We start from the raw sequence: 14,179 nt of genomic DNA on the forward strand, positions 1-14,179 counted from the left end.
GGCTTGCACGTTGCCGTTTTTGTACGGCGCGGGCGAACGCTTGCGCCTACGGTCGTGACAACAACGTGTGGCAAATACTTTCGAGAACTACACAAATTGCCACGCACATCATACCGGCACGCATTCGACGTCGCGATGCCTGGTATTACCGTGCATTACATGCATGACGCGCGCAGGCGCTAATGCGCGCCGGCCGCCCTTGGGCGGCGGCGCAGTTGTGGCCTTAAACCGCGAAGATCTTCCAGTTTTTCTTCTGGGTCGTCACGTCGGCCTGTTCGTAGACCGAGCAATCGAGACGCAGATCGGTGTCAGCCATGTCGATGTTCAGAAGCTGGCAGTGATGCGGCGTCTTCTTCGGGTTCTTGCTCGGCTCGAAATGCGAGCAGGTCAGGCACATGCGGTGCTGCGGGCTGGTTTCCTGCGCTTCGAGCAGATAAACCGTCTTGAGCAGCGAGCGATAAAGCGTGGACTGTTCGTCCGCCTTCAGCGTGCCAACCGCCTTCGAGAGGAAGTCGGGCCACTGCGACGCCTTCTTCGCCGCCGTGCGGCCGCGCGAGGTCAGACGCACCGCGAGTGCGCGGCCGTCGTCGAGCGCGCGACGCTTTTCGACGAGCCCCTTGGTTTCGAGCGTGCTCACCGCATCGCTGGTGGTCGCGGCCGTGAGGGCCGTTTCACGCGCGATCTCGCCGAGGCGCATCGGCCCCTTACGCTGCATCAGCAGCACGAGAATTTCGCCCTGGGTCGGCGTGAGTCCTGCCCCTTCGGCCCAGTCCCACGCCTGGCTCCGCATAGCCGTGCTGAGTCGCAGCAGGCTATGGGTCACCCGCCCGGCTGCCTGCTCTCCGTATACGCCTTCGCTCATAGTCTTTCGCTGGTTATTGGCAGCTTGCGCTGCATCGTCAGCCGCCGCTTTGACCGACGGCCTGTGGGAACGCTGGCACCCGGTTGTCCCGAACGCCGCACCATCTCAAAAAACCTGCAACGCGCACGCCAAGGTGTGCGTCGCACTGTCATTTTTCTTGCCACAGACCCCGAAAACATCCTTCAAGTCCCGGTGCCAGTGCAGCAAACCGACATTCTATGCGAGAGCGGCAAATCGCACAGCTAACTTATCCAACGCGAATTGTGGATAACCCGTTGATAAGCACGCTATTGCTATGTGGACAGATTCTTGAGCGCTCACAATCGCCGCCCCGTGATCCATGCAGGTTATCGCGGATTTCTGCCTCAAACGCAACTGGAATCTGCCTGATTGTGGCTAACCAATCATTACGTAGTCCATTGAGTTTGCAGGGAAATCGAGGTTACCCGCAGCTCAGTGGTGCCATCTGTCCATGAATATGGACCATGTCTGGACCCAGGTCAAAAAAAATAAGAACCCCCAGGTACCTTAAAGCCACCAAAAAAAAATTTTGTCGACCTCAAAAAAAGTGGCGCGCGGAACCAACGCGACCCGTTTTTGGGCCCGCTTGGTGGCGGCTTGCTGCCCGCCTCTTATCCGTTTCCCGGCCCCCGAAAGCGCAAAGGGCAGCCCGAAAGCTGCCCTTGCATCCTGTTTTGCCGGCGTGGAGGCGCTTCTGGCGCCCCGCGAAAATCGGTCAGTGGTCCTGTGCGTCCGCCGGCTCCGCCTTTTTTGATTCGCGTCAGGCGCGCCAGCGCAAGCACTGTTGCCGCACGGCTTCGTGCAGCGATTTTTCCTCGGCCACCACGCTGCGCAGCCAGGTGGCGTCGTTGTTCTGCGCGCGGGCGATCGTGCCGATCTCCGTGAGCGCGCGCGTCGAACCGAGCGCCTCGCCGTGCGGCGCGATCCGGTCCAGCGTTTCGAGGATGTCTTCGGAAATCGTGCGGCGCTCGCCCGTCTGCGGATTCACGCAGGTGCCGGCGAGCCCGAAGCGGCACGCCTGGAAGCGGTTGAACGTGTACACGAGATAGTCGTCCTCGAGCGGCGCGATCGGCCGGTCGGTGAGCAAATGGCGTGCGAGCGTCTGGATGTAGCAGGCGATCGCGGCGGCGCGCTCCACCGAAAGCGGCGTGTCCATCACGCGCACCTCGATCGTGCCGAAACCGGGTTTCGGGCGGATATCCCAGTAAAAGTCTTTCATGCTGTTGACAACGCCCGTGTGCACCATCTTCGAGAAGTACTCCTTGAACTCCTCCCAGCTGAGCACGAACGGCGCGCGGCCCGACAGCGGAAACGCGAAAACGGAATTCAGTCGTGCCGAATGAAATCCGGTGTCCACACCCTGCACATAGGGCGACGACGCCGAGAGCGCGATGAAATGCGGGATGAAGCGCGAAAGGGAGTGCAGCAGGAAAAGCGCGCTGTCCGCGTCCGGGCAGCCGATATGCACGTGCTGGCCGAACACCGTGAACTGCTTCGCAAGGTAGCCGTACAGCTCGGAAAGATACTGAAAGCGCGGCGTATCGACGATGCGCCGGTCGCTCCATTGCTGGAACGCGTGCGTACCGCCACCGCACAGGCCGACATTGAGACGATCGGCCGCAGCGACGAGCACGTCGCGGATCTTGCGCAGATCGGCCACGGCCTGCTCGTGATTCGTGCAGATACCGGTGGAAAGCTCAATCATGCTTTCGGTGATTTCGGGCGTGATGTTGCCCGGAATCTCCTGATCTTTGACGAGGCGCATGAGGTCGCTGCCCGCCTTGGTCAAATCGTAGTCGTGCGTGTTGACGATCTGCATTTCGAGTTCGATGCCGAACGTGAACGGCTTCGAATCGACAAATGTTTCGAGTGACATGGCGTCCCCTATCAGGGCGTTGCGCGCGAGCCGCCGGCCGCGCGCGACGCGAGTTTCATTCTTCGCCGCGTTCGCCGACGAGGGCAAGCGCGCGATAGACCAGCCAGGGTCCGAAAAGCTGCAGCACGACGATCGAGCAAAGGATGATCGCGCGCAGGCGCGGATCGAACGTCGGATAAAGCTCGTAGGTGTCCTCGACGAGCAGCAGCGCGAGCGCAGACATCGGCGTCAAGGCGATGCCGAGCGCTACCCCCTGCTTCCAGTGCAGCCCGCTCGGTTTGGCGAACATCAACACGCCGACGAGCTTGCCCACGAGGCGCGCGACGATCAGACCCGCCGCGGCCGCGCCGCCCATGAGTACGTCGTGCCACTCGAAGGTCGTGAGCGTAAGCACGAACAGAATCACCGTCAGCAGCCATCCAGCCGTGCCGAAATGCTGCGGCCACAGTTGGGGACGCGGCTCCAGATTCTTCACGATGATGCCGGCGGCAAGCAGGCTCAGAATCGTCGAAAGCTTGAGCAGGTGCGCCATGGCGATCGCCAGCAGCACGAGGCCGAAGAGCGCGACAAACGAGTGTTCGTCCTGCGGGCTCAGCCGCCGGTAAAACAGCGTGCACGCGCGCGCGAGCACGAACGCGAGAATCAGCGAGCCGATCAGCAGATAGAGCGGCTGCAGGATCGTCGCGAACACGTTGCCGTAGATTTCCTGATGCAGCCAGCTCGACGCGAGCTTTTCGATGATCACCGCGTACATGCTGTTGAGCGCCGTGAGCGTGAGCAAACGCTGCGTGACCTGGCCTTCCGCCCGCAACTCGGTCTTGAGCTGGATCACCATGCCGGGCGACGTCGCCATGGCGATCGCGGCCACGACGAGCGCGATCATGGTCGGCACGGAAAGAAACAGCAGCACTGCGAGCACGAGCACGAAGGTGAGCGAGGCTTCGGCGAGACTCGAAAGGATGAGCCACGGATTGCGGCGGATCCAGCGCAGGTCGAGCCGGCTGCCGAGTTCGAACAGCAGCAGGCCGAGCGCGACGTCGAGCAGCGGCCGCGCGGACGTGCCGACATTGGCGTCGACCACGCCAAACCCGGCCGAACCGGCAATCAGCCCGATCACCCCATAGCCCGAGATCCGCGGCAAGCGCCACGCCCGATAACAAAGCTCGCCGCACAAACCGGCGGCGAGCAGCGCGAGCCCGGCCCAGAAAATACCGTCGAGCGGCAACGGCCAGGCGGGAAAAAACGAAAACGCCGACTTCATCGTGGTGGCTTCTCCTTGGCAACGACATCTTGCGTGGGAACGAATCCGGCTGTCCGACGTTGGATCGACATACGGCTGGCAATCAGGCAGACCGCAGGCAAACCGCGTGCCGCACGAGGCGAACGACACCTCTACTCGCCGTCTGGTGCGTGCTTGCTCTGCGCCCCGCGCGGTTCGCGCCAACCGGTACAGCCGGCTGGGTCAACGATCTGACGACATGGCGAACTGGCGCGAATTAGCGCTTTCTGCGGCGAGTGCGGGCAAACAGTGCGGCAAACACTATGGCAAACGCTACGGCAAAACGCTGCGGCAAAGCAGTGCGCCGGCACGTGACGGTGCGGCGAACAGCCGGTACGGGCGCCTTGCGTGTGGTGTGGCTGCGCCCGCGTTGGATGAACGAACGCTGCCGTCTACCCTGAGCATTCAGATTCAGGATGAGGGGCAACCGTTCCTTGGAAGCGTCGACCGTCTGATGCGGCGTTTGACGCGGAAAGAACGGCGATTGTGCCATAGCTTTTTTGCAATTGTCCCCCGCTCTTCGAAAGCATCGACAGAGACGGTAATAGCGTCCGCATTGTGCGCATTTAGCGAAGTATGCGGAAAAAATGACCGCGTCGACAGGTGGCTTTCGTCAGGTTTTTCAAACTCCGGTTGGGCCGTGTTTGCCGGTAGCGGTGGCGTTAGCTTCGGGTTTACGGTTTACCGTATGTATACGTAGTAGAAGTTAACAAGGGCCTGGGTTTCCTGTGGATAACTCAGGTTTACCGAAAGGAATCCGGGAGTTGGCGCTCGCACAACCGCGCGCAAAGTGTGTGCGGTCCGCGGGCGCTTCGAAGAACAACTTTTTGGCCTGGAACGGAGCGCGCCGAGTTACCCCGTTTACGTCCACACCGGTTCCACACTCCATTCGCCGTCAATTCGCGCGGTTATCCACAGATTCGCGTGGATAACCGGGCAGGCTTTTTCAGCTCTTTTTCGTGCGCCGCGCTCAGAGACTGCGCTGGCGCAAGGCGCGCTGGAGAAAGCGCGCCGGATCCAGCTGATCGGCGAGTTCGCGCTCCATCGGCCACGGCTCGCCTTCGAGTTGCGACGCGATCAGCTCCGCCCCCAGGCTCGCCCAAACGAGCCCGCGCGAGCCGAATGCATACGCGCCATAGAGGCCGCTTGCGCGCGGCAGATCGAGCGGCCACGCGCCGGCCAGACGCTGCGCGTCGCGGCGGGCGGCGTCTTCGTCGGCGAGCGGCCCGAGCATCGGCATGCGGTCGCTCGTCACGCAGCGGAACGCCACGCGGCCTGCGAAATCGCGCTCGCCTTGAGCAGCCGTAAGCTCCGGCAGCATGTGCGCGACGCGTTCGATATTCTCGACGTGCCCGGCGGCGCGTAGCGCGTCGTCGGCGTCGTCGACTTCGTACGTGGCGCCCGCGAGCGTCACGCCGCCGTCGAGGGGCACCGCATAGCCTTCGCCGATCACGGGCACGCGCAGGTTCGCGAGCGGGCTCGGATCGACCAGCGTGAGCTGGCCGCGCACGATGCGCGTGGGCGCATGAGCGAGCGCCGCCGCCCGCGAGGCGTCCTGAGCGTTGGCGAAGATCACCGCGGCCGCCTGGGCGACGAGCCGTCCGGCGTCGTCGAACACCTGCCATTCGCCGGGTTCTTGATCGCCTGCGCGCGCGATGTGACCGATACGCACACCGAAATGTGTTTCGACCTGGGCGTGAGGCAACGCGGCGGCGTAGGCGCATTGAGCGCGGCAAAGCGATGCCGGATCGATCGCGCCGCCTTGCGGATAGAACCATCCGCCCTGATTGAGCGCGACGCCGGCCAGCGCCTGCGCCTGCTCGCGCGTGACGGCGCTCACGAATTCTTCGGGATACCCGAACGAATCCAAAGCGCCGGCTACCGCCCGCGATTCGTCGTCGGTGGCGAGATGGAGCAAACCGGCGCGCGAGCGCGTGGGCGCATGGCCTGCGGCTTCGAGCGCGGCCCAGCGTCGCAGTGCATAGAGAAACCCCGCACGCGTGATGCGCGACGCGCTGCTGTCGTCGCGGGAAATCAGCGGATGAAACACGCCGGCCGGATTGCCCGATGCTTCCAGGGCAGGCGCGGCGTTGCGTTCGATCAGCGTCACGCGCCAGCCGCGCGCGGCCAGCCGCTCGACGAGCGCGCAGCCGGCAAGCCCCGCCCCCACGACGACGGCGTGCCGTTCGCGCAGCGCAAGCGGCAGCGGCGGCTCGTAACGGCGCACGCGCCAGCGCGGCGCGAAGCGGCCGACCAGCATCGCCCACTTGCCATTGAAGCCTGGCACCTTGCGGTATTCGAAGCCGCTTTGCTCGAGCGCGCGCTTCACGTCGCCCGAACTGCTCCAGGTCGCGAAGGTGGCGTCCTCGCCGGCAATACGCGCAAGCGCCTTGAAAATGGCCGCAGACCAGAGCTCGGGATTCTTCGAAGGAGCGAAGCCGTCGAGGTAGATTGCATCGGCACGCATCCACATTTTGGGAAATACCTCGAGCGCGTCGCCAAAAACGAGCGTGAGCGTCACGCGTCCGCCTTCGAATTCCAGGCGGTGCGTGCCCGGAACAAGCATCGGCCACGCGTTTACGAGTTCGCGCGCGAGCGGCGCTTCGCGTGCGTGCGCAACGACTGCGTCGAGTGCGCGCCGCAGATCGTTGCGCGCGAACGGATGTTTTTCCACCGAAACGAAATGCAGGCGTTCGCAGCGCGCCGGATCGTCGCGCCATGCCGCCCATGTGGCGAGAAAGTTCACACCCATGCCGAAGCCGGTTTCGACCACGGTGAAGATCCGCCGGTCTTGCCAGCGCTCGGGCAGCGCATTGCCGTTCAGAAAGACGGCTTGAGCCTGTGCGAATGCGCCTCCCGTGCTGTGATAGATGTCGCCATAGACAGGCGAAAACGGCGTGCCGTCTTCCCGAAAAGCGAGCGTGGCGGGTATCAGGGTGGCGGTCATGAGGAGCGCGAAGCGAGAGGTGAGGAAGAAACGAGAACGCAAAGCGGCCGGAAAAAGCGTGTGGCGAAGCCTGATCGCATTGCCGCAAACGCTTGCCAGGACGGCGTTTGCGCGCATGCTGCGTTGGCGCGGCGCAACGCGTGCGGCGGGAAAAACACCGCAAGCGCGGGGATTTGCGGGGGTGGACACCCCTAAAACGTCTACAAGCGCCAAAAAACCCGCATATCCCGCGCGAAATCTTCGAAACCCTTGTCGTTATTGGGTTTGCGCTGCGCTATCATAGCAAGCGCCGCCCAGGGAAGCGGCAGCACGGACGTTGCGGCATCAGACACACGCTAGCCGCCGCAACGCGAAAAACGCCGGGGTGCTCCGGGTCCGTCGCTGCTCGACGGCGCGGCACGCGTCCGTATAATCGGCGCGTTCGCGCTGTTCGTGTCAACCTAAACACAGAAAGGAACTTCTCAATGAATAAACAGGAACTGATCGACGCCGTCGCAGCACAGACGGGCGCTAGCAAGGCACAAACCGGCGAGACGCTGGACACGCTCCTCGAAGTGGTCAAGAAGGCTGTGTCGAAGGGTGACGCGGTTCAGCTGATCGGCTTCGGCAGCTTCGGTTCGGGCAAGCGCGCAGCCCGTACGGGCCGTAACCCGAAGACCGGCGAAACCATCAAGATTCCCGCAGCCAAGACCGTCAAGTTCACGGCTGGCAAGGCGTTCAAGGACGCCGTCAACAAGCGCTAAGGCATTGCCGCTTTAAGTTGACACCCGCCCCTGGCGGGTTTTTTTTCGTCTGCGCGGTCTATGCGGCGCGCTCGAAAAAGCAAACGGCGCCGCATGATTGCGGCGCCGTTGTGCATTGAGTGCGTCCCGCTGACTACCCGGGACGACTAGGGACGATGGACGATTTCGCCGTGATCGCCGTGGTCATGATCGTGATCGTCGTCATCCAGCTCCCAGGACGGGAACGGGTCGGCGTAGTTCAGCCAGGCCTCGGGGCCCACCGCGTACTCCGCATCGGTGAGAAGGCACGCATCGAACTTCGCGCGCCAGGCGTCGGTCTCGAGATCCACACCGATCATCACCAGTTCCTGGCGGCGGTCGCCGACGCTCGGGTCGTCGAGATCGCCCTGCCAGTCGGCGGCGATTTCCTTTTCGAGCTCGGCGTCCTGCGGCCATTCCTCGCGCGGCAGCGCGGCCCACCACGAGCCCGCGGGACCGTGGCGGCACACGCCGCCCGCCTGCGAGAGCGTGCCCGTCACGTCGTTGCGCGTGGCGAGCCAGAAGAAGCCCTTCGAGCGCAGCACGCCCTTCCACTCCTGGTTGAGCAGCGCCCAGAAGCGCTCCGGATGAAACGGGCGGCGCGCACGATAAACGAAGTTGCTGATGCCGTACTCGTCGGCTTCGCTGCGCGACGCGTGCGTATGCGCCGGATCGTGGCAATGCGCCGGGTCGTCGCAATGGTCATGGTCGTGCAGCGACGCAAGCCAGCCCGGTGCGCTCGAGGCCGCATCGAAATCGAAGCGGCCGGTATTGATCACCTGCTCGAGAGGCACATCGCCGAAGCGGCTCACCACCTGCACGGCGCGCGGATTGATGCGCGCGAGAATGTGCTGCAGGCGCGCGAGTTCGTCGTCGCTTACGAGGTCGGCCTTGTTGAGCACGAGCACGTCGCAAAACTCCACCTGATCGACGAGCAGTTCCACGATCGCGCGGTCGTCTTCCTCGCTTGCCGCGACGCCCCGCTGCGCGAGCTGGTCGGCGCTCGCGTAGTCGCGCAGGAAGTTGAATGCGTCGACGACCGTGACCATCGTGTCGAGGCGCGCGAACGCGTCGAGCGCGATGCCGTCTTCGCCCGCGAACGTGAAGGTTTCCGCGATCGGCATGGGCTCGGCCACGCCGGTCGATTCGATCACGATGGCGTCGAAGCGCTGGCCGGCGCGCGCCGGGTCGGCGAGGCGCTGGATCTCGGTGAGCAGATCGTCGCGCAGCGTGCAGCAAATGCAGCCGTTCGACATTTCGACCACGCGCTCTTCCACGCGCGAGAGCGCCGACGCGTCGCGCACGAGCGCGGCGTCGACGTTCACCGAGGCGAGGTCGTTCACGATCACCGCGACGCGCAGGCCCGCGCGGTTCGAAATGATATGGTTGAGCAGCGTGGTCTTGCCCGCGCCCAGAAAACCCGAGAGCACGGTGACGGGCAGTGGCGGCTGGTTCATCGCAGTTAGGGTGCAGAAAGTGAGTCGGGAGGCGTGCCGCGCGAAAGGATCGAAATCCTCGTAAGGGAGCGGCGCAAGCCTGCATTTTGCACCATGCGCGCGCCGGGTGCCGGGCGCGCGAACCGCCGCTTTCAGGGCGCGAGCACGCGGTTCGCGCGCAGGCGCACTACTGCATGGCTATTGCATGAGATGCCACTTGCGCAGAATGTCGGCGATTTGCTGCGCGTACTGGTCGCGCAGGTTTGGCGTTTCGGAATGGTAAGCGCCGATGGCCGCCCATGTGTTGCCGTACTTGTTCATCTTCTGGCGCAGATGCCACGCGGCGATATAGACGTTCTTGCACGGCTCCATGAGCGTGCTTTGCGAGATGCCGTACTGCGAGAGCACGGGCAGATGCACGGAATTGATCTGCATGACGCCGTAGTCGATCGAACCGTTCGCATTCCTGTGTACCGCGTCCGGGCGGTTGTGCGACTCCTGCCAGGCGATGGCGCGCAGGATCAGCGGATTGACCTTCTGGTAGCGCGCGGCCTCGTCGAAACAGTCCGCGTGCGCGAGCGTGCTGGCGCTCGCGGTGACGAGCACCACGGCGGCGGCAAGCGTAGCGGACCAGATGTTCTGCATGGCAACTCACGCGAAAAGCTGACGAAAGGGCAAGTAAGGAAGCGAACCGTGCTGCCTGAAGGATGACGCAAGGATGACGCAATCTCTCGCTTGCTGGCCTGTTTTCTGGCGAGCAATGCGGGAATTCCCACATAAAGAAGGCTCAAAAGTGCGTTGGCCATCGTTCGGGCCGCTCGTATGATACCGGTCACCGATGAAGCGTCAAGCTGGCCGCCCGGACAAGGCGTCCGCATGCTTACAAATGGCTTGGGATTGATAGCTGGCGCGGCTCGGGGATTAGAAGAATTCCCCGGAGACCCATTTTTTGTGACAAATTCGACATGAAAAACTGCTACTGTTCCATCTTTTGTTGACTAACGGACGTCCGGGCCGAGGAGAGCCGGCGCCGACACCAGTCGGAAGTTAGTCAGAAAAGTACAGGCGAGTCGGCCCCACAGCCGTACGTCGAGGACGAATAGCCGCGCGCGTCTGCCGCTGGCTTCGATAAGACACCCATGAGAAGAAATCGTATGGCTTTGCGTCGCGTCGCCACGGCGCTGCTCGTGAGCGGACTCATTACCGCACAGCTTGCCTATGCGCAGGTCACGCTCAATTTCGTCAACGCCGACATCGATCAGGTGGCGAAGGCAATTGGCGCCGCCACCGGCAAAACCATCATCGTCGACCCCCGCGTGAAGGGGCAGCTCAATCTCGTCTCCGAGAATCCCGTACCTGAAGACCAGGCGCTCAAGACCCTGCAGTCGGCTTTGCGTATGCAAGGCTTCGCGCTCGTGCAGGATCACGGCGTACTGAAGGTCGTGCCCGAGGCCGACGCCAAGCTGCAGGGCGTGCCCACCTATGTCGGCAATGCGCCTACCGCGCGTGGCGATCAGGTGGTGACCCAGGTGTTCACGCTGCGCCACGAGTCGGCGAATAACCTGCTGCCCGTGCTGCGCCCGCTCATTTCGCCGAACAACACCATTGCTGCCTACCCGGGCAACAACACGCTCATCGTGACCGATTACGCGGACAACGTGCGCCGCATCGCTTCGATCATCGCGGGTGTGGACTCGGCCGCCGGCCAGCAGGTGCAGGTGGTGCCGCTGCACAACGCCAATGCACTCGACATCGCGCCGCAAATCGCGAAGATGCTCGACCCGGGCGCGATCGGCGCCTCGGACCCGTCGCTCAAGGTTTCGGTCGTCGCCGACCCGCGCACCAACTCGCTGATGCTGCGCGCCTCGAACGCGCAACGCCTCGCCTCCGCCGTCCAGCTCTCGAAGCAGCTCGACGCGCCGACGAGCATGCCGGGCAACATTCACGTCGTCCCGCTGCGCAACGCCGACGCCACGCAGCTTGCCAAGACGCTGCGCGGCATGCTCGGCAAGGGCGGCAACGATTCATCGTCGTCGGGTAGCGCGAATGGTTTCAACCAGAGCGGCAATAGCGGCGGCGGCAGCAGCACGTCGACCGGCACCTCCGGCACGCCGCCGCTGCCGTCGAGTTCGCTCGGCGGCGGCACGTCCTCGGGCAGTTCGCTCGGGGGCGGCAGTTCCTATGGCAGCGGCGGCGGCAGCAACGAAGCGCCGTTCCTCGGCGGCGACAAGGACAAGGGCGACGACAACCAGCCGGGCGGCATGATCCAGGCGGACCCGGCAACCAACTCGCTGATCATCACGGCGCCGGACGCGGTGTACCGCAATCTGCGCTCCGTGATCAATCAGCTCGATGCGCGCCGCGCGCAGGTCTACATCGAAGCGCTGATCGTCGAGCTGAACTCCACGACCAACGCCAACCTGGGCATTCAGTGGCAGGTTGCGAGCGGCAATGTGTATGCGGGTACCAATCTCGCCACCGGCAGCGGCAACAGCATCGTCAACCTGACGGCGGCCGCGGCAGCCGCTGCGAGTACCGGCGGCCTCGCGAACGCGCTCGGGGCTTCCAGCCTCCAGCAAGGCCTGAATGTGGGCTGGATCAAGAACATCTTCGGCGTGCAGGGGCTTGGCGCGTTGCTGCAAGCGCTCTCGCAAACGGCCGACGCGAACGTGCTGTCCACGCCTAACCTCATCACGCTCGACAACCAGGAAGCGAAGATCGTCGTCGGTACGAACGTGCCGATCCAGACGGGTTCGTATTCGAACCTCACGAGCGGCACGGCGAGCACGGCGTTCAACACCTACGACCGTGTGGACGTGGGCTTGACGCTGCACATCAAGCCGCAGATCACCGACGGCGGCATCCTCAAGCTGCAGCTGTACACGGAAGACTCGGCGATCGTGACGGGCACGACCAACGCGACGACCAATCCGGCGGGCCCCGAGTTCACCAAGCGTTCGATCCAGTCGACCGTGCTGGCCGACAACGGCGAGATCATCGTCCTCGGCGGCCTGATGCAGGACAACTACCAGGTCGCCAACAGCAAGGTGCCGCTGCTCGGCGACATTCCGTGGATCGGGCAGCTGTTCCGCTCGGAAAACAAGACGCGCGAGAAGACGAACCTGATGGTGTTCCTGCGTCCGGTGATCATCAGCGACCGCGACACGGCGCAAGCGGTCACGTCGAACCGCTACGACTATATCCAGGGCGTGACGGGCGCATACAAGTCCGACAACAACCTGATCAAGGATAGGGACGACCCGGTCGTGCCGCCGATGCCGCTCGGCCCGAGCGAGGGCGGATCGGCGCTGAACCTGTTCGATCTCGACCAGATGCGGCGTCAGCAGGCGCTGGGCGTGCAGCCCGCGGCGCCCGCGAAGCCGGCCAGCGCCGTGCAGATGCAGCCCGCCGAACCCGTGCAAACGATGCCCGTGGAAACCACGCCGGTGCAACAGGCGGCGCCTGCCACGACGCGGGTGCAGCCGTGAGCACGCCTCACGCGCCTGCGGCCACCAGCGGCTCAGAACGTGAGCCGCCCTCGCCGCTCGCCGCTCGCCTCGTGCCGTACGGCTTCGCGCGCAGCGGCCAGATTCTCGTGGCCCAGCAGCGCGCCGAAGGCCTCGAAGTGTGGATCAGCGAGCGCACGTCGCAGGCCGCCATCGCCGAGGTCGCGCGCAACTTCGGCGCGTTCGCACTCGTGCGCGTGCCCGCCGACGAACTCGCGCAGGCCATCAATCAGGCTTACGCGCGCCAGGACGGCAGCGCTGCGCAGGTGGTGGGCGAAGTCGAAGGCGAAGTCGATCTCTCGCGCCTCATGCAGGACATTCCAGAAGTGGAAGATCTGCTGGAGTCCGAAGACGACGCACCGATCATCCGCATGATCAACGCGCTGCTCACGCAGGCCGCGCGCGAGCAGGCATCGGACATTCACATCGAGCCGTTCGAGAACGCCTCGGTCGTGCGCTTTCGCGTGGACGGCACGCTGCGCGACGTCGTGCGCCCGAAGAAGGCGCTGCATGGCGCGCTCATCTCGCGTATCAAGATCATGGCGCAGCTCGACATCGCCGAGAAACGCCTGCCGCAGGACGGCCGCATCACGCTGCGTGTGGGCGGGCGTCCGGTGGACGTGCGCGTCTCCACGCTGCCCACGGGCCACGGCGAGCGCGCGGTGCTGCGTCTGCTCGAAAAAGACGCGCAGCGGCTGAATCTCGAAGCGCTCGGCATGGCCGCCGACACGCTCGGCAAGTTCGACCAGCTGATCGCGAAGCCGCACGGCATCGTGCTCGTGACCGGCCCGACGGGCTCGGGCAAGACGACTACGCTCTATGCTTCGATGTCGCGGCTCGAAACGGCTACGACCAACATCATGACCGTGGAAGACCCGATCGAGTACGACCTCTCGGGCATCGGGCAGACCCAGGTGAACGAGCGCATCGGCATGACGTTCGCGCGCGCGTTGCGCTCGATCCTGCGTCAGGACCCGGACATCATCATGATCGGTGAAATCCGCGACCTCGAAACCGCGCAGATCGCCGTGCAGGCCTCGCTAACGGGCCACCTCGTGCTCGCCACGCTCCACACCAATGACGCCGCCTCGGCGGTCACGCGTTTGACCGACATGGGTGTCGAGCCGTATCTGCTCGCTTCGTCGTTGCTCGGCGTACTCGCGCAGCGCCTCGTGCGCCAGCTCTGCCCCGTGTGCAAGGAAGAGCGCGTGGAAGACGACGGCCGCAAGCGCTGGCATCCGGTGGGGTGCGAGCGCTGCGGTCATTCGGGCTACCAGGGGCGGCGCGGCGTGTATGAACTGCTGCTCATCGACGAGCCGATTCGTGCGCTGATCCACCGCAATGCCGCCGATGCGGAGATTTTCGAGGCCGGCCGCGCGCAAGGAATGCGCACGCTGCGCGAAGACGGCGAGCGCTGGATCGACGCGGGCAGGACTTCGCTCGAAGAAGTGTTGCGCGTGACGGGCGGCGCCTGATGGGCCGCAAGATGAA

General features: G+C 64.2%; 9 protein-coding genes. 3 read left to right on the forward strand and 6 right to left on the reverse strand.

Going from position 1 to position 14,179, the window contains the following annotated elements:
• Positions 1 to 223: 223 nt before the first annotated feature.
• From FAZ97_RS14260 to mnmC, 4 genes are all read right to left on the reverse strand, one after another.
• A complete protein-coding gene (locus tag FAZ97_RS14260; protein WP_158758962.1) occupies positions 224 to 862 on the reverse strand; it encodes a MarR family winged helix-turn-helix transcriptional regulator in 639 nt (212 codons plus the stop codon).
• 781 nt (positions 863 to 1,643) lie between these two features.
• On the reverse strand, positions 1,644 to 2,759 hold the full coding sequence (locus FAZ97_RS14265) for a YbdK family carboxylate-amine ligase (protein WP_158758963.1): 1,116 nt from the start codon (positions 2,757 to 2,759) through the stop codon (positions 1,644 to 1,646).
• A 55-nt stretch (positions 2,760 to 2,814) separates the two neighbouring features.
• The gene (locus tag FAZ97_RS14270) at positions 2,815 to 4,020 is read right to left on the reverse strand and encodes a cation:proton antiporter (RefSeq protein ID WP_158758964.1); all 1,206 of its coding nucleotides are present in this window, start codon (positions 4,018 to 4,020) and stop codon (positions 2,815 to 2,817) included.
• 988 nt (positions 4,021 to 5,008) lie between these two features.
• Positions 5,009 to 6,985 (reverse strand): bifunctional tRNA (5-methylaminomethyl-2-thiouridine)(34)-methyltransferase MnmD/FAD-dependent 5-carboxymethylaminomethyl-2-thiouridine(34) oxidoreductase MnmC, encoded by a 1,977-nt coding sequence (mnmC, locus tag FAZ97_RS14275; protein ID WP_158758965.1) that lies wholly within the window; start codon positions 6,983 to 6,985, stop codon positions 5,009 to 5,011.
• A gap of 464 nt (positions 6,986 to 7,449) precedes the next feature.
• Between mnmC and FAZ97_RS14280 the strand changes: the two genes are divergently transcribed.
• Positions 7,450 to 7,728, forward strand: a complete 279-nt coding sequence (locus FAZ97_RS14280; RefSeq protein ID WP_027815965.1) for an HU family DNA-binding protein — start codon at positions 7,450 to 7,452, stop codon at positions 7,726 to 7,728.
• Positions 7,729 to 7,874: 146 nt separating this feature from the next.
• Here the strand turns inward: FAZ97_RS14280 and FAZ97_RS14285 are convergent, their stop codons facing one another.
• Together FAZ97_RS14285 and FAZ97_RS14290 are read right to left on the reverse strand one after the other, a co-directional pair.
• Complete coding sequence (locus FAZ97_RS14285; RefSeq protein ID WP_158758966.1) at positions 7,875 to 9,203, reverse strand: GTP-binding protein; 1,329 nt, start codon at positions 9,201 to 9,203, stop codon at positions 7,875 to 7,877.
• A gap of 177 nt (positions 9,204 to 9,380) precedes the next feature.
• Positions 9,381 to 9,827, reverse strand: coding sequence for a lytic transglycosylase domain-containing protein (locus FAZ97_RS14290; RefSeq protein WP_158758967.1), 447 nt, complete (start codon positions 9,825 to 9,827; stop codon positions 9,381 to 9,383).
• 509 nt (positions 9,828 to 10,336) lie between these two features.
• Between FAZ97_RS14290 and gspD the strand changes: the two genes are divergently transcribed.
• Together gspD and gspE are read left to right on the forward strand one after the other, a co-directional pair.
• Positions 10,337 to 12,670: a type II secretion system secretin GspD gene (gene gspD, locus FAZ97_RS14295; RefSeq protein ID WP_158758968.1), complete on the forward strand. Its 2,334-nt coding sequence runs from the start codon at positions 10,337 to 10,339 to the stop codon at positions 12,668 to 12,670.
• The gene (gspE, locus tag FAZ97_RS14300) at positions 12,667 to 14,163 is read left to right on the forward strand and encodes a type II secretion system ATPase GspE (protein WP_158758969.1); all 1,497 of its coding nucleotides are present in this window, start codon (positions 12,667 to 12,669) and stop codon (positions 14,161 to 14,163) included. Before gspD ends, gspE begins: the two co-directional genes overlap by 4 nt.
• Positions 14,164 to 14,179 lie beyond the last annotated feature (16 nt).

Source organism: Paraburkholderia acidiphila, assembly GCF_009789655.1.
GTDB lineage: Bacteria > Pseudomonadota > Gammaproteobacteria > Burkholderiales > Burkholderiaceae > Paraburkholderia > Paraburkholderia acidiphila.